A 21557-nucleotide genomic window follows, 5' to 3' on the forward strand; every position below is an offset into this window, starting at 1 on the left:
CCCGTGAACGTCTCCACCCACACCGGCTCAGCCCGCAACACCCCACCCATACAGGCAAAATGCCCAGAACAGAGCCTTCTGCAACACCCTTTAGCACGCACACAACCTCCCGCCTGGGGAGGGGCGGTCAGTCCAGCCAGCAGGTGGCCGCGTAGTCCCAGTGCCCCGCCCGGACTGCCCGCGACCCCAGCACGCTGCTCGTCGCATCAGGCCCGAAGACCCTGCCGCAGGGTGTGAAGGGACCATCCGGTGTGGTCAAGCCAGCGCCGCAAACGCGTCACACGTGAACGAGACCGGATCGCCGGGCAGGTCCGGAGCGTCTTTGACGGCCCTGATGACACCTCTGGGATACCCCAGGGAGCCGGCTCCACGACACACCGTCGCCCACCACGTCTCGGGCATCGCCATCCAGGCCCCAGCACGTCGTGCCAACGCGGCCTCCTCCCACCCCGAGTGGGCCATCGATGCCCTGGCCATCATTGAGGACGCCAGGAAACCGAGTTCGCGCCGCATCCCGGTGTGGCCGAGGTCAAACAGCTCGCCACCGATGGCCAGACGCGTCCCTGCGTCGAGGTGACATTATGCGGCGAGTTCGACGACCTCAGCCCGGCGGTCGGGGCCGCGATCTACCGCCTGGCCTAGGAGTCCATCCGGTTCGGTCTTCCGGTGCCGTTTCGGGCGAGGGGTGGTGATTCGGACGCCTGTGGCGACTTTCCGGTCATGTCCGGTCTTTCTGGCAGCAGCCTCGGTACCCGCTCGGTGAGGGTTGTCCTGGTTCCCTCCGGACCCGTCGGGCTTGTTGCCGTGGGGTGGGCGGGGATCGTACGGGACCGTGCCGGTGGTTGTCGGGGCCGTTGTGTTCCGCCGCCGGGCCTCGGTTCCGTGGGGAGAGGGGACACAACACGATGCAGTCATCCATACGGTCGAGACCCCCGCACGCCCGGTGGCGCCGCCGGATCTCGGCAGCGGCAGCGGTCCTGTTGACCGCGACCGGTCTGGTCGCTCTGACCGGACCGTCGGCGCACGCGGTGCAGCCGGGCCGCACCACCGCCTATGTCAGCGACTTCAACGGCCAGGCCGTCTCTGTCGTCGACACCGCGACCGGGGCCGTGACCGCGTCGATCCCGGTCGGTGGCTTCACTCAGGACGTGGCGATCGACGGCGCGGGCACCACCGTGTACGCGGCGACCGCGTTCGCGAACGCCGTCTCTGTCGTCGACACCGCCACCAATACCGTCGCCGCGACCGTTCCGCTCGCGGGCATTCCCACGGCGCTCGCCCTGAACCCCGCGGGCACCGCCTTGTATGTCGCCGACACCACCGCGCACGTCGTGGAGGTCGTCGATACCACCGGCAACACCGTCACCGCGACCATCCCGGTGGCGGGCAACCTCCAGGGCATCGTCCTCAACCCGGCTGGAACCACCGCGTACGTCGCCGCCACCGGGCCGAACAGGCTGGTCGTGATCGACACCGCGACCGCGGCGGTGACCGCGAACGTGCCGATGCCGGCCATCCCTTACGGCGCCGTCGCCAACCCGGCGGGCACCGCCGTCTACGTGGCCACCGCCGGTGCGGGCATCACCAAGGTCGACACCGCGACCAACACCGTCAGCGCGACCATCCCCGCCGCCGTCAACACCACCAGCGTGGCGATCGGCCCCGACGGCAGCACCGTCTACGGCGGCAGCCCGCTCAGCAGCGGCGTCCATGTCGTCGATACCGCCACCGACACCCTCACTACGACCGTCGGGGGCTTCAGCGTCCCCCAGGACGTCGAGGTCAATTCCGCCGGAACCACCGTCTACGTCCCCGACCCGGTCAGCGGGACCTCCAATGTGCCCGGCTTCCTCTACGCCATCGACACCGCCACCAATACCGTCACCACCGTGGCAAGCGGGCTGAGCAGCCCCAGGGAAGTTGCCCTGCACACCATCCCGGCGCCCGAGATCACCGGCCTCTCACCGACCAGCGGAACCACCGCCGGCGGGACCGTCGTGACCGTCACCGGAACGGATCTGAACGGCGCGACCGCCATCACCTTCGGCGGGACTCCCGCCACCGGTGTGACATGCTCAAGCACTTCCTGCACAGCCACCGCGCCCGCGCACGCGGCGGGCACGGTCGATGTCCGGGTCACCACACCCGGCGGCACCAGCTCCATCACACCGGCCGGTGAGTTCACCTATGTGGCCCCCGCCGCCGACATCGACGTCGATGTCTCCGCACAGCCCCACCTGGGCATCCTGGTGCCCTACCTCACCTACACGCTCACTGCCCGCGACACCGGACCCGACGGGGTCGCCTCGGCCACGGTCACCGCGTCCCTGCCGCCCGGCGCGACCGCCACGAACCTCTCTCCCGGCTGCACCGTCTCATCCTCCACCGTCACCTGCGTCTACGGTGCGATCCCCAACGGCACCGCAGTGGACAAGAAGTTCCGCGTCCCGCTCCATCTGCTCTCCCTGGGCCAGGTCACAGTCACCGGAACCCGGACCGCGTCCTCCCCGGCCGACCCGAACCCGGCCAATGACACCGCGTCGGCCACCTGCACCGTCGTCTCCATCATCCTGACCACCTGCCCCTGAACCAGGACGACCTGCGGCCGGCCGGCGATCCGGCCGCAGGCCCCAGGAGCACAGAGCCCCGCCGCCCAGGGATGCCCGCCGGGTCGCCTAGCCAGCCCGGGACAGCGAACCCGGAACCTCGCCCGCTGATCCGTAAGCATGCGTCAACTCATGCGACCGAACACCGATCAGCCGTCCATGCCCCTTCGATGTAGTTGCGCTCCGGCCGACGTGAAATTCTACATCTGCATCGCCAAGGGACAGCTCTCACGGCAATGACTACTACGCTTTCCTGTACGGACATTGGACTGATGGCGGCGGAGCGCGGAAGTTCGGCGACTTCGACCTTCAGGTCAGGCTGCAACGCAACAATGACCCCATCGCACGCAAACCTGTGATACCACCGCGGAGATCAACCGCATGAGTAGCGGGGGTTTTGAGTGCAGGACCGGGATGTACATCACGGGGAACCCCGCTGGTCTCACCGGTGACGGGAAGGTCAACTGCAACATTGACGCAAACAATGCCGACGGGTTCACCTGGGATTTGACCGGGTCGCCCGGCTACCGACCCCCGCAAGTTGACGCATCGACGAGCCCCCTGTCTCGCTCTCGGCGTTGCTGTTGGCGAATCCCGCAGAGCGAGTAAAGCGCCTCTCACAGCCCAGTTGAGCTGTGAGAGGCGCAGTTTTGTCGTGTGAGGGGAGAGACCGTGTCGATGCGGCGTGGTGGCGGGCTGAGGTGCCCGGAAGAGCAGTGCGGATCGTGCGACTCACATTCCCCAACAGGTCCCTCGCGATCCGGATAAGGCCAGCACGACGACCTCATCGCCTTCCTCAACCGCGACCTCCTGATCAGCCAGTGGCCCGTCCTGCGCACCTTGATCAGCCGGACAATCCGCGACGTCTGGTAATCCGCCTTCACCTACCTCACACCCGGTGCCGGCACCACCCCGAACTCCTGATGCGCCCCGAGGCCACATCCGGCTCCGAACGCATCACCGGCACACTCCTCGTCAGCGAACTCCCCGGCCGGAAGCCCGGTATGGGGAGCCCGATGATCGAGCCAGGTGGCCGATTCGGACCGACCGGGAGTTCCGGGTCAGCGGACGCGGCCCCCGTGCCGATCCGGCGCGGTCGTTCGCGGGGGCCACTGTCCGGCGTGCGCGGTCTTTCTCTCGTCCTCACGGAGATCTGGCCGTCCAAACAAGGGCGGAGAAGTCGGCTGGGCAGCAAGGCGGCGGATCGAGTCAACCTGACGCCATTGATTTCACTCATAATGCCACCGGAAATCCTCATTTGGCGGGGTGCCGCGCGCCTACGCTTTCCCGCGTCACAGATGGACGGCATACGGCCGCCCATGCAAGCCGCGACGAGAGGGGCCGAACCACATGCGTCAGGTGAAGGTGGAGTTCGAGGATTCAAAGACCGAAAGCCGGGCTGTGTTCGAGGGAACCGTGGAGGAGGGTGGCCCCGGGAAGTACGTCATCAAGGGTAAGACCACCGCGACGCTGCCCACTGACTTCCCGCACAACAGGAAGATGATCATTCTGGAACACGGTGGCACATCGAGCCCGTTCAGGGATGTGGCCCGCGAGGTCACGAGCACCGATGAACAGACGATCGAACTCAACATCGACGGGGAGCGTGGCGACTACGACTCTGTCGACTTGCGCCTGTCGATGAACCTGGGAGGGAAGTACCACGTTACCGGGGAGAAGACCACTGTCCACCTCAGCGGGCGCCCCCAGGACATCGAAACCCGTTACACCCCCGAGCACCACAGCGCCGCCTTCAAGGGCCAGGTATGGGCGGATGGCCCCGAACACTACGTGATCAAGGGCATGGCCAGCGGCCAGCTTTCACACGAATCGGGCGTCATCACCGAGTACGTCGCGTTCGAGCACGGGTCCGCCAGCGGGAGCTGGCACGGCCAGACCTTCGCGTTCGACGGCACACGACTGGGAGCCAGGGAAGTCCTGGTCCGGGGTGAGCGCAAGAAGGGCGAGGGCGTCATGATCAGGGTCGGCGTCACCAACGGATCCTTCAACACCTTCACCTATGGCGAAGCCACCACCATCGACACCCTCCCCCTCACGTCCTGACCTTCCTGTCACGGCCGCTCCTTCAGGGGGCGTTCGCAGACCTGGCCTGACCGCAGCAGTGAGACGGCTGCGGGTCCTGCGGATGACGAAGCACGCGGTCCGCGTCCACGGTCCCATGGGCTGGATACCGAGCTGTTCGAGCCGGAGCAGCACAACGGACAGCAACCCCGCCGCCTGCATAAGTGAGCAATTACAGTCCGCAGTCAATCCGCACCAGATCGCGGAACTGCGCACTCATTGCGCGTATCGCGCGACCATTGCGCACTCGAACGTGGAACCTAGAAGAGCGGGGGCGGGGGTGTAGGCGCTGGCTTGGGTGGTCCACATTGCGGCGTATTCGCCTCCTGTGGTGAGGAGGGTGTTGTGGGTGCCTTCTTTGAGGATGCGTCCGTGGTCGAGGACGATGATGCGGTCGGCGTGTTGGGTGGAGCCGAGGCGGTAGGTGATGAGGATGACGGTTCGGTCGGTGGCGAGTTCGCCGTGTACCTCAGCCGTCGTCCCGAAGCCGTCCTCTGAGTCCCCTTCCGGTGGCCGGTCCGGCCTGTCCGGCGCAGCCGCAGCGGGGGTTGGGGTGCGGCTGCGCCGGACGGGATCCGCCCCTCTCCGCCGTTCGCCGACAATCGGCATCTGTCCTTCGGCAGGCACCTCAACTGCGGAAGCGAGTCAACGACGAACTGGATCCTGGTCTGGGCTGAGCAGGCCCGGGACGCGGTGGCAGATTTGGGTGTTGGCGGGCCGGGTGACGGTGGCGGCGGAGTGCCTTCTACAGGTGGGTGAGGATCCATTCGGTGAGTCCTGCGGGGGTGGGGCTGGCCCACAGGGCGGCGGGGTCGATGGCAATGCCGAGTGAGTACTGGAGGCGGGTGCGGATCTGAGTGGCGGCCAGGGAGTCGACGCCGAGGGTGACTAGGGAGGTGGTGGCGGTGATGTGGAGTGCGGGGTCTTTGAGGATGGTGCGGACCGTGTCAATGATGTGGGTGCGCAGGATGTCCCGCTGGACTGCCTCGTCGGCGGTGTCGAGGGCGGTGATGAGGCTGGTTTCGGTCGCCGAGGGTGTGGTGGGCTGGAGGGCTTGGGCGAACAGGGCGCTGGTGGCGCAGGCTGGGTAGTCGGAGAGCCAGCGTTCGAGGGCGAGGGGGGCGTAGGCGAGTTGGGGGTGGCCGGTGGCCAGGATGCGGTCGAGGGCGTCGGTGCCTTCGGTGGGTGAGATGAGGGTGAGGCCGTGGTCCGCCATGTGCTGACCGCGGCCTGCCCCGGCCCAGGCGCCCCAGTTGATGGCGGTGGCGGGCAGATGATGGGCGGCGCGATGGGCGGTGAGGTCGTCGAGGAAGGCGTTGGCGGCGGCGTAGGCGGCCTGGCCGGGGGATCCGATCAGTGAGGCCATGGAGGAGTAGAGGGCGAAGAAGTCGAGGGGGTGTCCGGTGGTGGCCTGGTGGAGGTGCCAGGCTCCCGCGGCTTTGCCGCGCCACACCTGTTCGATGATGTGATCGTCGAGGGTGGCCAGGGTGGCGTCGGTGACCTCTCCGGCCGCGTGCAGGACTCCTCGCAGGAGACGTTCGCCGGTGGTCGCCACGTCGATCGCCTGGTCGGTAGTGGCACGGTCCGCGATGTCGCCCTGGACGATGCTGACCTGTGTGCCCTCGGCCTGGACGGCGGCGATGACGGTCCGGGCGTGCGGGGTGGGGGCGTTGCGGCCGATGAGGACCACGTGGCCGGCGCCGCGGTGGGCGAGCCACTGGAGGGTGAACAGGCCCAGTCCGCCCATGCCTCCGGTGAGGAGGTAGGAGCCGTCGGGCCGGATCGGTGTGGTGCCGGGTTCGGGGATGTCATGGAGGGGAGTCGGGTGGGCGGGGGTGAGGCGTGCGATGAGCCGTTGGTTGGCGGTGAGGTGGACTTCGCGTGGGGCGGGGTCCTCCTGGAGGAGTTCCCGGGCGATCTCGTCCAGGGGGGTGGCGGTGTCGGTGGTGATGAGGCTGGTGGCCAGTTCGGGGTGTTCGTAGGCGGCGGTGCGTACGATGCCGCGCAGGCCGGCGGTGGTGAGGCTGCCGGGGTCGTGGTGGTGCGCGGTGATCCACAGGCGTGGTGGGTGGGGCTGGGCGGCGGTGAACTTGATCAGGGAGCACAGCCGGGCGACGTTGTCGCGGGCTGTCGCGGAGGGGTCCGCACCGCCGGTGGTGTCGATGGTGAGGATGACGTTGTGTGGCTGCGGGTCCGCGGCCGTGTCCCACCATCGCGGAGCGGGTGTGCGGTTGTGGGCCGGGGTGACGGGCTCGGCGGTGGCGCCCTGTGCGGTGAGGGCGTCGGCCAGGGCGGTGCCGACGCCGGTTTCGGTTTCGGTTTCGGCTAGGACGAGCCAGGTCCCGTTGCTGGTCGCGGGAGGGTCCGGGGCGGGAGCCGGCGTGTGGGTGTGGGTGATGTGGGTGAGGTGGCGGGCGAATCGTTCGGCGGGTGGGGTGATGTTGGTGACACGCAGGCCGGTGATCCGGGCGACGACGGTGCCGTCGGCGGTGGTCAGCAGCGCGTCAGCGGTACAGGCGAGTGCGTCGGCGGAGGTCAGGGTGAGGTGGGCGGTGCGCGCGTGGCCGGTGGGTCCGAACACCTCGACTTTCCCGAAGCCGGTGACGACTGCGGGGCCGGGTTCCAGATCGTAGCGGTTGCACCAGATGGTCATGGCTGCCTGGACGGCTTCGTCGAGGAGCGCGGGGTGGATCAGCATCATCCAGGCCGAGTGGCGGGCCTCGTCGGCGATGCGCAGGGTGACGGCGGCCTCGTCGCGGTGCGGGTGGAGGCGGATGCTCTCCAGGGCGTTGAAGGCGGGTCCGTGCACGACGTGGTGGTGGTCGCGGACGTACGCGTAGAAACCGGTGACGGACAGGGTGGGCCAGTCCCGGGCGTGTCCGGGGTCCGCGTCCTCGGGTGCGTCGTCGCTGGGGGTGAGGGTGGCGCGGGCGTGGACGACCGGGGTTCCGTCGCCGGGCCGGGTGAGGATCTCGATCCGCAGGGTGTCGCCGGATTCCTCGGCGCGGATGGTGACGACGGGTTCGGGATCCAGGATCAGTGGGTTGAGGATGTCCATGCCGGTGGCGGTGACCCAGTCGGTGTCCCAGACCTGGCCGGCGGCGGCCAGAGCCATCTCGCACAGTCCGGCCCCGGCCATGACCGGGGTTCCCGCGACCTGGTGGTCCGCCAGCCAGGGGATACGGGCCGCGCTGATGGGGGTCTGCCACAGATGGCGTCCGGGGTGGTCTGGGTCGTGGACGTGCCCGCCCAGGAGACTGTGCTGGCGGGCCCCGACCATGCCGGGGGCGACCAGGACATGGGGCTCCGGGGGCCGCATTGTGGTGCGGTGCCAGGTGGTGGGCGGCGCATCGACGAGGCTGCCGGGGTAGGCGCGCTGCCAGTCGATGGCCGCGCCGGCGCAGTGGGCGGCGGCGACGTTGGTGAGGAACGCGTCCACGTCGTCGGTACCGCGGCGCAGGCTTCCCAGGGTGACGACGTCGGTGATGCGGGCTTGCGCGGCCGTCTCGCGGACCGCGCGTACGGCCAGCGGGTTGGGGGAGCACTCGATGAACAGGCGGTGTCCGTCGAGCAGGGCCGCGGTGCAGGCGTCGGTGAAGCGGACGGCGTCGCGCAGGTTCAGCGCCCAGTAGTCGCCGTCGAAGGGCAGCGGGCGGCGGGGGTCTTCGTAGGTGGTGCCGTAGAGGGGGACGGCCGGGGTGCGCGGGGTGATGGTCTTGGTCTGTTCGCGGATGGAGTCGAGGATGGGGTCGACGTGTGAGGAGTGGGAGGCGTAGTCGACACGGATGACGCTGGCCGGGATGTCGCGGGCCTGCCAGGCCGTGACCAGGGCTTCGACCTGCTCGCGGTCGCCGGAGATGACGGTGGTGGTCGGCGCGGTCAGCACGGCGATCGACACCTTGTCGAACCCTGCGGCGTCTAGGTCGGCGCGTACGTTCCCGGCCCCCAGGACGACCGAGGCCATGGCTCCGCCCATGACCTGGGTGGCCAAGCGGGCCCGGCGGCACGAGACGAGGATCCCGTCCCCGAGGCTCAGCCCGCCGGTGACCACACTCGCGGTGATCTCCCCCAGCGACTGCCCGATCACTGCGGCCGGCTCCACTCCGAAGGAACGCCACATGGCGGCCAGCGCGTACTGGACCGCGAACAGGGTCGGCTGAATACGGTCGTCGCCGGCCAGTTCCTCCGGGTGGGCGATCATGCGGCGGACGGAAAATCCCGCCTCCGCGGCCATCAGCGGCTCGACCTCGTCGATCGCCGCGGTGAACGCCGCGTCGTGGTCCAGGAGTTGCTGGCACATTCCCGGGGACTGTGAGCCCTGCCCGGTGAACACGAACACCGGGCCGGGATGGTCGGGGGACAGCACCGGCCGGCCGGATACCGTGCCGTTGCTGTCCCCCAGTCCTTGCGCCTCGGATGCGAAGGCGCGCAGACGGGCCGTGAGCTGGGCGTGGTCGCCCGCCTGCACGGCCAGCCGCTCATTCGTGTGGTTCCGGCGAGCGGCCAGTGTGTGGGCCAGATCGGGCAGAGGCGGGGATTCCCTCTCGATGTAGTGCGCCAGCCCGGCCGCGGCCCGGGGCAGCGACGGGGCCGACGGCGTGGACAGCAGGAACAGCCGCTGGCGCCTGCGTCCACTCCGCGGGGCACGGCGCCGGGCACCGGACGCACCCGTCGAAGGGGGCTGCTCGACCAGGACGTGGGCGTTGGTGCCCGCCAGACCCGAGGACGCCACCGCTGCCAGCCGTGGTCCCCCGCTCACCGGCCACTCCACCGTCGCGGTCGGCACGAACAGCCGCGAACCGGCATCGACGGCGATCTGCGGGCTCCACTCTCGGAAGTTCAGGTTCGCCGGGACCTGCCCGGTGCGCACCGCCCAGACCGCCTTGATCAGGCCCGCGACCCCCGAGACGGGCTCGGTGTGACCGATGTTTGTCTTGATCGACCCCAGGGCGCACCGGTCACGCCCCCGCCCGTAGACGGAGTTGACGGCGGTGTACTCGACGGGGTCGCCGGTCAAGGTTCCCGCCCCGTGGGCCTCGACCAGCCCCACCTCACCGGGGTCGACGCCAGCGCGCTCCAGGGCGAGTCGGGAGGCGGCCTCCTGCATGAGAGCGGACGGCGCGGTGAGGCGTTCCGCCTGTCCGTCGCAGGTCACCGCCGAACCGCGCAGGACCGCCAGGATCCGGTCCCCCTCGGCGACGGCGTCCCGGTGCCGCTTGAGGAGGAGCATTCCGCAGCCCTCACCCCGTACGAAACCGTCCGCCCGCCCGTCGAAGGCGAAGCACCGGCCTTGCCGCGAGGTCAGCCACGGCGCCTCGGCGTGCATCGACTCCGGGGACGTCATCAGCATGGAGGCGCCGGCCAGCGCCATGTCGCACTCCCCGGCCGCCAGAGCCTGCGCGGCGGTGTGCACGGCCACTAGTCCCGAGGAGCACAAGGTCTCGACAGCCATGGCCGGGCCCCGCAGGTCCAGGGCGAAGGCGATCCGGCCCGGCGCATTGCCGGGATTGCCGCCCAGCATGGCGGGACCGTCGATGTGGTCGCGGACCGGACGGGACTGGCTCATCAGGAAGTCCAGCGCGTACAGGCCCAGATACACACCTGTACGTGATCCGCGGATCCGGTCCGGCGGGATGCCCGCGTGCTCCACCGCCTCACGGGCGACTTCCATGGCGAGGCGGTGCTGGGGATCGATGGTGGGCCCCTCCTGCGGGGACACCGCCAGCGCGGTCGGCTCCCATGCCCAGATGTCACCCTCGACGAAGCAGCCCCGCCCGTAGCGGGGAGCGTCATCGGGATGCTGATGGGCCATCAGATCGGTGGCGGGCCAGCGCCCTGCGGGCACTGGGCCGACGGTGTCGCGGCCGTCGAGCAGCAGCTGCCACAGCGCGGCCGGGGTGTCGGCGCCTCCCGGAAACCGGCAGCCGATACCGATCACGGCGATACGCGAGTCTGCGAATTCAGACATGGATCTCTCCTGTGAACAAAAGGAAGTGATGGGCAGTTCGGTGGAACGGCCCGGTACGGGCAGGGGACGAGGCGAACTACTCGGTGGTGGCCTGGGAGACGTCCGCGCCCAGCAGGCGAGAAAAGTTGATCATGTCGGTCGGCCAGGGTGACGGCGTACCGTGCGCATCCGCGTTCACCCATAGCTGCGTGCCGTGCGCGACGAGTTCCTCACCGGCTCCGCTCCCGCGGTAGAAGGTGAAGTCGCCCAGCATGCGGAAACCCCTGATCATGGGCACGGTCACCCGCAGCGAGATCGACTCCCCGAACCTGATCTCGGAGATGTACTCGCAGGACACCGACTGCGTCAGCATCAGGCGGCCCTCGGTCAGCCCGCGCGCGTAGTCGGGAGTCATGTCCACGGCTACGGTTTCCCTCAGCTTTCCCTGCCAGTCGATCAGGCGCGAGAAGTAGACGAACCCCGCCATGCTCGTCTCCCCGTAGGTGACCAGATGGTCCAGGGCGTAGCGGCGCAGCCCGTCCTTCCCGTCCGGCGGCAGCAGTACACCGACTGTCGGAGTCGGAAGAATCTCAGCCATGCCAGCTCCCTCCACTGGGCTTGAATCGGGCTACTCCGCGATCTTCGTGCTGTACGACCACCGGAAGACGCACAGGGTCCCCTTTTCCGTGAACGTGCTTTTGGCTGTCCGTTCGAAGTGCTCGTTGCGCCCGTAGTAGGCCACCGCGATCTTCTCGCTGTGTTTCGAGACTTCCGGTGGCAGCCCGTACAGCGGGGGAAGCCCCGGAGGTCCACCCGCGAGCAGCACGAAGTTCTGGTCGGGCTCGTCAGTGTTGGCGGGCATTGCCCTCCTCCTCGGATGGGGATGGACCCTGCGTCAGGTCACGGCCTGATGCGGGGTGGGTGGACTCTTTCCGTGGCAGGTCAGGAACCGCGCCCATCGGACAAGTGACCGGTGACGGGAAGGATCATGACCGAGAGCGACCCGAAGACCCGCTGTGGGAAGACCGTAGGTTCTGCCGGCGCCCAGGTCCGGTTCCCGATGCCACAGCCGCTCCGGCCCCTCTCAGCCCGGAACTCGCAGTCTTCTGCGCTTGTCCCCTGGGCAGATCAGTAGAACTGCTTGGCCCACTTGCGGAACGTGCCGATGGGGCCGTCGCCTTTGGCCAGGCTGGGGGGTTCGGTGTACCGCTTCGAGTCCCAGATGAAGAAGTCGCGCGCGGCATCGGTGGCGAGCGCGCGGTGGTTCAGCAGATTGGCTGCCCGGGAGAGCGGGAGCAGCATGCGAGGTGGGAATTTTCCGGTCGGAGGAGTGAATGCGACGCTGCTGGCCAGGTACATACGGACACGCCAAGGCTCCACCGGTGTGGGATAGAACATGGCGTCGAGGGTCAGCCCCAGGCCCGGAATCCGCACATTCACGTTGAAGAAACCGAGTCCTTGCAGCGTGATCCGTACGTCGGTCATGCGAGTACCGAAAGGAGGGTAACGGCGGCCGGCACGCAGCCAGTGCGAGAAGACGTGCTTGTCCGCGATCGGATCACGAAGACTGGGGTTGGTGAAATGGTGCAGCGGCGCCAGATGCCGCACGTCGACGGTGTTCTCACAAATCTCCTGCGGATGGGTGGACAGATCGAATGCGGTGTACCTGGGGGCACAGTGGGCGGGGGTGAGCACGCTGGGAAGCTCCCAAGTGGGCGGTTGGGAGCCGCTCCACACGACGATGGCCCCGTCGACTTCTTGGACGGGCAGCAGCGTGAGCCGCTCGTGCCGGGGAAGCGCCTCGTAGCCCGGCGCCGGGCGCGACAGGCTCCCGTCGGGGGTGAAGGCGAAGGAGTGGAAGGCGCAGACGATGTCCTCCCCCACTACGCACCCCTGTCCCAGGTGTGCGCCCAGGTGCGGGCAGTGGGGACGTGTCACCCGGATCCTGCCGCTTCGCGTCCTGTAGACGACGACGTCCTCTCCCATGAGACGCCTGGTCGTCACCGTGCCGGGGGCAATCTCCGACGAGGGGGCGAGCATGTACCAGCCGTGGGCGTACGGGAGGGGCGCCGGCTCGCTGTCGTACGGACGACTCGGGTGATGGGTCCTGCCGGCCCGGTGATTGAGCGATGTCATTGTGCCTTCCACATCAGTCGAGTGCTTTCTGGGTAACTGCCGCTGACTGCGGTGAGGCTGTACCGCGTGGGGGTCACTCCGCAGAGCTTTGACGAGCCTCTGCGGCAGCCCGGGGGAAGGGCGAAGCCTCGCATCCTGCATGCCGGTGCCTTCGGCGCACCGGTGCCGACGAACACCCGCCGCCGAGCGCGAGTGTGCTGCTCACGGAGAGCCTCGGCGACACTGATCGCCCCCGGCGCAGAACGATCGCGGGAAGGCCGGGCAAAGTCCTGGCCCCGTGATTCGCGCCGATGAGTCAACGGCTGCCCCCGTGACCGGCCGCTGTCTCGTCTTGCGAGCCACCACCACGGCCACACCACCAGAGCCCTCCGTGCCAGCAGGTTCTCCTGCCCGGTCAGCACCCTCGACCGCCCCGGAGCCCGCGGAGCTGAGCGCCCCGCGACCACCGGTGTGGCAGCGCAGGCCAGGGCGAGCCCGTCGGGCCACTGCGGTTCCTCGGCCACCAGCACCTGACCGGCGGGTAGCGCCACCGCTGGGGCGGTGGCCGGGCAGGGCACGGAAGACGGAGACATGCGTGTTGCTCGCTATCTGCAGGGGAGATCGGTATGAGGGAGGTGCCCGCCGGGAGGGGACCGCTGTGTGAACACGGGCAGCCCCGGCGGCACACCGGCATGGGGGTAGGCGCCCGGTCCGGGCGGGTACCTCACATCCAGTACATACCGTGAAGTGCCCTTCTGTGCAGGGGTATCGGCGCGCCTATGTGCTGCACGCGTTGCGACTATGCGCGCTTGTGAACGCGACGTATCCAGGTCATCCCGGTCCTGGGTGAGAACGAGAGGGAGCGGTGTCTTCTCAGCGGCCCGACGCACCACTTGCGCAGCAGCTGGAGTAGGCGGCCTGGACCGCGGCCCGGCTCGCCCACGCCGTGTCGCTGGTGGCGTCCGAACACGGAGACGATCTGACCGTGCAACGCTCGACGGTGACGGGCTGGCTCTCGAGCACCCGCCCGGGACTGCCCACCTTCTGGAAGCGCTGTCCCATCGCCTGGGCAGACCACTGGCAGCCAAGGCCCGTCATCTCGCGGCCCGTCCGGCCGCCAGCGTCGCGCACATGCGCGGCGAGGACCCCGGCGTGTTCACCCACGGCACGGTGGAGGAGCTGAACCCCGAGGACGCCGAGACCACGGCCGACTGGCAGGAACTCATCGCCTACTTGAAGGACTTCTACGGCCACGACGACGCCTTCGACTGGAACCGCGAGGTCGTCTACTACCGACTGACCCCGCACTGGATGACCGTCTACGCCCCGCCCCGGAAACCGAAGAACATGAACGACGGCCCCATGACCGAGTGGTACAGCTGGCGCGAGCACAAGCGACGACAGTCCTCGCGCCGGATCTGCGTCGAGCACGCCAACGCCGAGCACCGCCAATGGCGCCCACTCCAGCGATACACCGGCCGCCGTGAAACCTACGGCGAAACACACCAGGCCATCGCCGCCCTCGTCTCCGACCGCGCCGCGCAGCGGCCCACCCGTCCCATGACGAGCACCGAACTGGTTCCCGTACCCGTCAGCACGACTGTCTGCTGAGTCGTCAGCCAACTCCCCAGGCCAACACGCCCCATGATCAATCGCGGTGAAACCGGTTGGAATCTGGTCCGACGGCCCGTACGTCGTGGGTGTCGTCAGTGCGGAGACCTCCGACTACAACTGGGTTGCGGGTGGTTCGAACCTCACCCGTCTCGTCCATCACGCCAGAGCGACACTGCCCTGACCGTCACGGAGTTGCTGCGCTCCGATCCCGGCCGGAGCCACGGGGCCCAGCCGGGATCGGAGTGTGTCGAGACGATGGGCGCGGGCGGCTTCGGCGCCGTCCGTGCGGGCATCAGCCCTTGCTACCCGGCTTCCATCCCTTCACGATGTGACCGCTGGTCGCGATCTCGGTCGGCAGGATGTATTCGATCTTGCCGTTCTGCCACTGCCCGATGAGGTACTCGCCGCGGGGGCTGCCGTCCTTGTTCCAGCTCAAATCACCCAGGACCGTCTGGACGCTGTTGCTGCGCAACCAGTCGGCCAGGGCCTCCTGGTCATCCACGCCGCCCACGCCCTCCACTGCTGCTTGGAGCACCTGACCGGACGCGAAGGCGTCGGCCGCGTCCTCCGGTGGTAGCCCGCCGAACATCGACCGGTAGGCAGCGACGAACTCGGCGTTGCCCGGTGTCTTGGCCTGGGGCGCATGGCTGATGCTGAACATCACGCCTTCGGTGTTCTCCGCCCCGACGGCCTGCGCGTACTGCTCTCCGAGCGACGGTGCCACGATCTGGTAGAGCCAGCCCGGGGTGAAGTCCGCCTTCAGCAGGGAGCGGACGATTCCCACCCCGTCCTCGAACCCCGAACCGTTGATGACCACTTCCGGCTTGGCGGCCTTCACCCGGGCGATGATCGTGTCGAAGTTCTTGGTGTCCGCGGGGTAGGAAGTCTCGTAGACGGTCTTGACTCCGGCCTTCTCCAGGACCTCCTTCATGGTCTTCACCGCGGGGGCGGCGAACGGATCATCCACCGTGGGATAGGCCGCGGTCTTGGGGCGTTCAGCCTCGGGCAGGGCGGCCATCCATTTCGCGAGGGTCAGTCCGCTCTTGTCGGCGGTGGCCTGTTGGGTGAAGAACAGGTACTCGAACCCGCGGTTGAACATCTCGGGTGAGCCGCCGGCGGGCTCGACGAAGAGCTTCTTGTTGCGTTCCGCCACGGCGGACGCCGGGAGGTTCAGGAGGGACGAGTAGCTGCCGATCAGCAGATCCACCTTGTCCTTGCTGATCAGCGCGTTGTAGTCGGAGACGATGGTGTTCTGGTTCGAGGCGTCGTCCTTGATGACCAACTCGACCTTCCGACCGAGCAGACCGCCGGCGTCGTTGACCATCTTCTGCCAGACCTCGTACCCCTCCTTGGCGGCCTTGCCGGGCTGGGAGAGTGTGCCCGTCAGGGGGAGCGAGGAGCCCACGCGGATCGGACCGTCGGCCCGGCTGTCGGAGGCGTTGCCACCGCACCCCGCGACGGTGAGGATCAGTACGCCGGTGATGATCGGACCCACACGTCGGCGGTTGACGGACTTCCTTGACATGTCATCTCTCCTGGGAGGCCGGCGGCGGGAGCAGAGCGGCGCCACGGGGAAGAGCGCCCAGTTGTCGCAGCAGATCGAGTTCGTCCGCGAAGTACCAGTGCTCGGCGATGCGGTGGTCCTCGATGCGCCACATCGCCATCTCCACGATCGCGATGCTGCGGCCCGTCGGTGGCATTCCGAACAGCACACCGGTGTGACGGGCGCGTAGGGTCCACACCGCCCACACCATGTCGCCCTTGGCGATGATGTCGGTGATCTCGTCCCGGCGGTCTGAGAGCGAATCGGCGAGATAGCCGTGTCTGCCCAGCCCGGACGTCTCACTGAGCGTCTTCATGCCGATCCGCGTCACCGGGGCGCCCGGCTTGAGGAACGAGGCCCGTTCGGCGAAGGCCGCGGAACGGTAGCGGCGGATGAGATCGAGGTTGTCGCGTTCCTGCGGAGTGTGGCTCGGTTCCGAGCGGTCGGGGACGAGCGTGGCGACCGACCCCTGCGGTAGGGGAAGGCGCCCTGTCATCGGGCGTCCGAGAGGACGAGTTCGATGTCCAGGGTGATGTCGACGCGGTCCGACACCACGGCGCCGCCGGCGTCCAACAAGGCTCCGAACGTGAGGCCGAAGTCACGGCGATTGATCGAGGTCGTGGCGTGGAAGCCGGCGCGGGTCGCGCCCCGGTGAGTGACGAACCCGCCGAAGTCGATGTCCAAACGGACCGGCCGGGAGGTGCCCTTGATCGTCAGCTCGCCGTCCACGGCGTACGGACGGTTCGGGGTGGACCCGCTGATCGTGGACCCGCTGAAGGTCATGTGGGGGAACGCCTGAACATCGAGGAACTCGGGCGAGCGGATCAGTTCGTCCCGCTTGGGGTGTCCAGAGGACACACTGGCCACGCCGATGGTCGCTTCGACGGTGGACTCGACCGTCGGGTCGGCCGGGACGGTCACCCAACCGGTCACCTCGCCGAAACGACCGTAGACGGTGGCGATGGTCATATGCCGAACGGAGAAGGCGACCCGGCTGTGCGCGGCGTCCACTTGCCACACCCCGGGCGGCACGGGGAGCTCCGTGGCCTGCGTCGCCACGGTCTGGTTCTCGTACGTCATCGGTGGCGCCTCGTTTCGGTGTCTGTCGGCAGGGGGGCGGTACGGGTGGGGGTCACCGCTGTGCGGCCGGCTCGCCCGTGGTGGCCGATGCATACCGGGGCATCACCTCGTCGATGAACAGCCGCAGCGACCGCCGGGCCACGGCCGGGTCCATCTGGCCGTACAGGAAGACGAGACTCATGTGGTCGAGTCCCACCGCTTCGTACTCGCCGATCTGCTTGGCGACGGTGTCGGGGCTTCCGATGATCATCGACTTCTCGACGAAGCCCGCCCGGTCTTCCGGGGACACGCCCACCACACTGTTCTTGAAGCCGGGCGTGCCCGGGGAACTGCTGAAGAGATTGCGGGTCATCGTGGTCAGATAGTCCAGCGGTCCCTCGACGGCTGCCGCGGCGGCTGCGTCGCTGTCCGCGACGAACACCATCTTCTGGGTGAAGGACCACTTCCGTGCGTACGCGAGGGTCGCGGCGTCATGGCTGGCGGAGTCGAGGGCGGAGTGGTACAGCGCGTACCGCGTGCCGATCTCGTCGGGCAGCATCCGGCCGGTCATCAGGGGCCAACCGCGCTCGGCCGCTTGGAGGGCGCCCTCCTCGGTCAGGGCTGCGCGGGCGAACCGCGGACGGCGGTTCCAGGAGGTCGGCATGATCCGCAGGCGCAGGGTTCCCTGCGCGTGCTCGGTGCGGTACTGGAGGTCCGGGTCGTCGAGCTTCTTGTCCAAGGCGGCGTCGACCACGGCCATCACCTCCTCGGTCAGGGCGCCCCGACGCTGTGCGTCGCGCCCCAGACCGAGGTACTCCAGGGGCGATCCTCCCGACCCGATGCCGATCACACAGTTGCCCTGGGTGAGCATGTCGAGCAGATTGCACTGTTCGGCGAAGTTCAGCGGGTTCGACAGGGCGGGAACCGCGACGGACAGCACGATGGTGGAGTTGGACAGTTGGGGATACAGATAGGCACCGAAGGTGAACGGATTGCCGTAGGTGTTGTATCCGGTGAAGTGGTGGTCGGTGAGGCAGATCCCCGAGAAGCCGGCCCGGTCGGCGATGACGGCTTGCTCGGTGACCGCCTTGATGACGTCCCGGTCGTGGCCGGGGCTCGGCGACTGGGCGTTGAGGTAGATCGAAAAGCGCATGGGGCGTCTCCCGGGTTCCAACGAGGTCGAGCAGCGGGTTGCTTGACGGTGGCAGGGCCCGGTCCCGCTCCTCAACGACCTGTGCCATACGGCATAGCCATCGGCCCGGAGGGGTGCCGTACGGCACAACCGGTGTACTTCGATGCGCTGCCGGGGCATGGTCTGTTCACTCGTGCCGACACCAGGAGGCGTCATGAACGCATCGTTCACGCTTGATCACGTCCATGGGGCGCCGAAGGGGCGCAGGCTGGGCGACATCGCGTTGGCAGGGTACGGAGTCCCGGCCGACCTGCTGAAGCAGATCGCCGGCGCGCTTCCCACCGGGGTCACGGTGGTGGCCACCACCGGCGCGAACGGCGAACCGTTGGGGATGACGTCGGGAGCCGTGTGCAGCGTTTCGGCGGAGCCTCCGCTCCTGCTGAGCTGCATCAAGCGCGAGTCGTCCACACTGTCGGCCCTTCGGAAACGGGGGGCGTTCACGGTGAACATCCTGCGCGCCGAGTCCGCCGGGGTCTCCGATCTGTTCGCACGCCCCGGGGCCGACCGGTTCGAGGGGTTGGAGTGGACGACGACGGTCCGCGGACTGCCGGTCCTGCACCGGGACACCGTCGCCCATGCCGAGTGCACGCTGTACGACCTGATGGAGGCCGGCGACCATGTGATCGTGGTGGGACTCGTCCTCGACGGCGCCGTCAGCACGGAGGCCATGCGTCCGCTGTTGTACTTCCGGCGCAGCTACGCGGGTTGGCCGGAGCCGGACGACCCGCCGGGCGCCGGGTGAACCCGTTCGGACCGATGACGGGAGCGTCATCGCCCAGCTGTCGGGCGTCGCCGCGCCGACGGGCCCGGTCGGACGCGCCGTCCGGTTCAGCCCCGTCCCGCCGTCCCGACCGGCCGGCCGGTCACTGCGTTCCATGACGGGTGCGGGAGGCATCGGCTCTGCGGGTGTGACGGCTGAGGCTGTCGATGTCGTAGATCACGTAGTCGGAGCCGTCCCGGGTGACCCAGCCCCGCCGTGCGAAGCCGCTGAGCGCACGGTTTACGCGCTCGCGGGAAGCGCCGACGTGCTGGGCCAGTTCGTGCTGGCTCATGTCGAGGGTGACGCGCACCCCTTCGCTCGTGACCCGACCGAACCGCTCGGCGTGGCGCAGGAGTACCCGGGCAACCCGATTGCTGATCTCGGGGGCCAGCAGGTCTTCCATGACTTCCAGGAGGGTGTTGGCCCGGTCCACGGCGATTTGGAACACCCCTATCGCCGCCGTGTGGTGGGTGGTGATCCACCACCTCAGCGATTCGCGGTCGAACTCCACGGCGAGTGACGGCGTCATCGCGACCGCCGAGCCCAGTCGGACCTGCGCCCCGAAGGGGCTGAGGTTGCCGAACACATCGCCGGGACCCACGACGATGTAGATCTCCTGTTGGCCGGTGACGCCCGCCCGGGTGAGTTTAACCTTGCCTTCGACGAGGCAGAACACACTGCCGCCCGGCTGCCCCTCCTCGAAGATCACCTCACTGCGGGCACTGCGCCGCAGGGTTCCCCGGGCGGTCAGGTCGGCGGCGACGCTCCTGGGCACATCGGTGAACAGCACGTTGTGCACCAACTGATCGATCAGCATCCGCGGTTCCACCGGGCACCCCTTCCGCTCGTACGTCCGACGTCTTGGCGGACCGTGTTCGATGCGGGCCGCGGGCCCCTCGCCCTGACCCTCGTGAACAGGGGCCGCGAAGCTCGCGACGGCCTCCGTCCGCCTCGGGGCCAACTCGTCCGCCCGGCACGGTGGCGGTCAGCTGGCGGGCCCGGGGTTCCGCTTCGTTGCTCCCGCAGTGGTGGGGACGGGCGTTCGCGAGCAGTCACATTCGGCCTCCGATCCATGGGTCTTGGTCGTCTCAGTGCGTGGGACGGCTCACTCCTGCGTACATGACGGTCGAGTTGCTGGGGCATCAGATCTTTAAGTTGTATCCGATCGCGGCTTAAATAAGGCCATTGATCCTGAAATTTCGCTGGGTATTGCGTCGAATGGATCCAACGATTAGCGTTCGCTGAACGTGCCGCTCAAGCAGCGGAGAGGGATCACTTCATGGTTCATCGGTCAGATTCCATACTGACGGCTGCTGCCCGGACCGCACCGGCATCGCAACCCGACGCCCGGCCCGCCGAGTCCGCACGGATTCCGCACTGCGGAGTCGGTGCACCGCTCTCCTCCGTGGCCGCCCCACCCCGTCCCGGCCGCAGCAGCCGTGTGTCGTGCGTGATCACCACCGAGTTCGGTTGAGAACTCGGAGCTCGGTAGTTGTCTGCCCGGCCACACCGTCCTCGTGCCCGGTCCACCCCGGACCGTTTCTCAATCCACGTACCGAACCAGCACCCGCATGTGCAACGGAGGTAGTGATATGTCGTTGCAGGAGTTCCTGCCCACGCCACAGTTCGACGAGTACAAGGATTTCTTCAAGGACTTCTTCACCCTCGATCGTCGCGAGGACGGCGTGCTCCTGGCACGTGCCCACACCCGAGGGGACTCGGTCCAGCTCAACGTACAGAACCATCGGGCCCTCGGTCAGTTCCTCAAGACCGTGGGAGCCGACCCTCAGAACGAGATGCTCATCCTGACCGGTACCGGCCGTGACTGGATGATGGGTTCCGATCCCACGGGCTTCGAGCTGGAGGAGGAGGACCTGGAGTACTGGGCCTACGAGTACGCCTACAAGGACGGCCGCACCAACGTCAGCGCCATGGTCAACGACCTTGAGATACCCACCATCGGCCTGTTCAACGGCGACGGGTACCACTCCGAGGTGCTCCTGATGTGTGACCTGACGCTGATGGCCGAGGACGCCCACATCTACGACCTGCACTACGGCATCAGCTCGGTGCCCGGTGACGGCATCCACAACGCCTTCCAGGAACTCCTCGGCGTCAAGCGCGCCGCCTATGCACTTCTCACCGGTGAGTCCTTCGACGCCCAGAGCGCCCTGGACCACGGCCTGGTCAATGAGATCCTCCCGGCCGACCAACTCGTCGACCGCGCGTACACCATCGCCGACCACATCATGACCCAGCCGCGCACCATTCGCCGTCTGACCACCCAGATCGTCCGGCGGCCGTGGAAGAAGCGCATCCTGGACGACCTCGACGGCGGATTCGGCATCCAGATGTTCGGCCACCTCGCCAAGGGCAAGGCGGTACACAGCAACGAACACATCTCCGGCACCGGCAACTACGTACGGGAGGGCCGCCGCACCCCCTTCGACTGACCGCCCGCGCACGAGCCGCAGGAACCGTACGTACCCCACGAACCGCACGAGTTGAGCCACACCTGCCACGGCCATGCCACCGGCCTCATCGCCCGAGGCCAGTGAGCCGGCGCACGCCGCCGACTGCCATTGCCGCAGCCAAGCGCCAGAACGTCCCGCCCCGCAGCGCGGAGGCGCTCGCAGGCC

Annotated in this window: 15 protein-coding genes and 1 pseudogene; 6 read left to right on the top strand and 10 right to left on the bottom strand. The window is 68.1% G+C overall.

The window, feature by feature from the left end; all coding sequences use genetic code 11:
* Window positions 1–905: 905 nt before the first annotated feature.
* Window positions 906–2588 carry an IPT/TIG domain-containing protein gene (locus ACFXJL_RS31425; RefSeq protein WP_384698055.1) on the top strand — a complete coding sequence of 561 codons (1683 nt, stop codon included), beginning with the start codon at window positions 906–908 and terminating at the stop codon, window positions 2586–2588.
* Window positions 2589–3956: 1368 nt separating this feature from the next.
* Complete coding sequence (locus ACFXJL_RS31430; protein ID WP_384698058.1) at window positions 3957–4670, top strand: hypothetical protein; 714 nt, start codon at window positions 3957–3959, stop codon at window positions 4668–4670.
* 234 nt (window positions 4671–4904) lie between these two features.
* Here the strand turns inward: ACFXJL_RS31430 and ACFXJL_RS31435 are convergent, their stop codons facing one another.
* The 5 genes from ACFXJL_RS31435 to ACFXJL_RS31455 form a co-directional block, all read right to left on the bottom strand.
* Window positions 4905–5297, bottom strand: a complete 393-nt coding sequence (locus ACFXJL_RS31435; protein ID WP_384698061.1) for a hypothetical protein — start codon at window positions 5295–5297, stop codon at window positions 4905–4907.
* A gap of 136 nt (window positions 5298–5433) precedes the next feature.
* Window positions 5434–10656, bottom strand: coding sequence for an SDR family NAD(P)-dependent oxidoreductase (locus tag ACFXJL_RS31440; RefSeq protein ID WP_384698064.1), 5223 nt, complete (start codon window positions 10654–10656; stop codon window positions 5434–5436).
* Window positions 10657–10732: 76 nt separating this feature from the next.
* Entirely contained in the window at window positions 10733–11233 is a 501-nt protein-coding gene (locus ACFXJL_RS31445) for an acyl-CoA thioesterase (protein WP_384698067.1), read from the bottom strand.
* A gap of 30 nt (window positions 11234–11263) precedes the next feature.
* Window positions 11264–11497 (bottom strand): DUF5988 family protein, encoded by a 234-nt coding sequence (locus ACFXJL_RS31450; RefSeq protein WP_384698069.1) that lies wholly within the window; start codon window positions 11495–11497, stop codon window positions 11264–11266.
* A gap of 266 nt (window positions 11498–11763) precedes the next feature.
* The gene (locus ACFXJL_RS31455) at window positions 11764–12771 is read right to left on the bottom strand and encodes a Rieske 2Fe-2S domain-containing protein (protein ID WP_384698070.1); all 1008 of its coding nucleotides are present in this window, start codon (window positions 12769–12771) and stop codon (window positions 11764–11766) included.
* A 1059-nt stretch (window positions 12772–13830) separates the two neighbouring features.
* Between ACFXJL_RS31455 and ACFXJL_RS31460 the strand changes: the two are divergent.
* A pseudogene (locus ACFXJL_RS31460) lies at window positions 13831–14079 on the top strand (pyridoxamine 5'-phosphate oxidase family protein); the annotation flags it as partial.
* Window positions 14080–14407: 328 nt separating this feature from the next.
* Window positions 14408–14545, top strand: coding sequence for a hypothetical protein (locus tag ACFXJL_RS31465; RefSeq protein ID WP_384698073.1), 138 nt, complete (start codon window positions 14408–14410; stop codon window positions 14543–14545).
* Window positions 14546–14656: 111 nt separating this feature from the next.
* Here the strand turns inward: ACFXJL_RS31465 and ACFXJL_RS31470 are convergent, their stop codons facing one another.
* Genes ACFXJL_RS31470 through ACFXJL_RS31485 form a run of 4 tightly spaced genes read right to left on the bottom strand, consistent with a single transcriptional unit; the run spans window position 14657 to window position 18119 of the window.
* Window positions 14657–15889 (bottom strand): amino acid ABC transporter substrate-binding protein, encoded by a 1233-nt coding sequence (locus ACFXJL_RS31470; RefSeq protein WP_384698075.1) that lies wholly within the window; start codon window positions 15887–15889, stop codon window positions 14657–14659.
* Window position 15890: 1 nt separating this feature from the next.
* On the bottom strand, window positions 15891–16403 hold the full coding sequence (locus ACFXJL_RS31475) for an ester cyclase (RefSeq protein WP_358882060.1): 513 nt from the start codon (window positions 16401–16403) through the stop codon (window positions 15891–15893).
* Window positions 16400–16987, bottom strand: a complete 588-nt coding sequence (locus tag ACFXJL_RS31480) for a YceI family protein (RefSeq protein WP_384698078.1) — start codon at window positions 16985–16987, stop codon at window positions 16400–16402. Before ACFXJL_RS31480 ends, ACFXJL_RS31475 begins: the two co-directional genes overlap by 4 nt.
* A gap of 52 nt (window positions 16988–17039) precedes the next feature.
* A complete protein-coding gene (locus tag ACFXJL_RS31485; RefSeq protein WP_384698081.1) occupies window positions 17040–18119 on the bottom strand; it encodes an LLM class flavin-dependent oxidoreductase in 1080 nt (359 codons plus the stop codon).
* Between the two features lie 193 nt (window positions 18120–18312).
* Here ACFXJL_RS31485 and ACFXJL_RS31490 point away from each other — a divergent pair, with 193 nt between their 5' ends.
* Window positions 18313–18900 (top strand): flavin reductase family protein, encoded by a 588-nt coding sequence (locus tag ACFXJL_RS31490; RefSeq protein ID WP_383544442.1) that lies wholly within the window; start codon window positions 18313–18315, stop codon window positions 18898–18900.
* A 121-nt stretch (window positions 18901–19021) separates the two neighbouring features.
* Here ACFXJL_RS31490 and ACFXJL_RS31495 read toward each other — a convergent pair whose 3' ends face one another.
* Window positions 19022–19735, bottom strand: a complete 714-nt coding sequence (locus ACFXJL_RS31495; protein ID WP_358882056.1) for a Crp/Fnr family transcriptional regulator — start codon at window positions 19733–19735, stop codon at window positions 19022–19024.
* 775 nt (window positions 19736–20510) lie between these two features.
* On the opposite strand from ACFXJL_RS31495, the gene ACFXJL_RS31500 reads away from it, so the two are divergent.
* Window positions 20511–21371 (top strand): enoyl-CoA hydratase/isomerase family protein, encoded by an 861-nt coding sequence (locus ACFXJL_RS31500; protein WP_384698085.1) that lies wholly within the window; start codon window positions 20511–20513, stop codon window positions 21369–21371.
* Window positions 21372–21557 lie beyond the last annotated feature (186 nt).

The sequence above is a fragment of the Streptomyces sp. NPDC059256 genome (assembly GCF_042753785.1).
Taxonomy (GTDB): domain Bacteria; phylum Actinomycetota; class Actinomycetes; order Streptomycetales; family Streptomycetaceae; genus Streptomyces.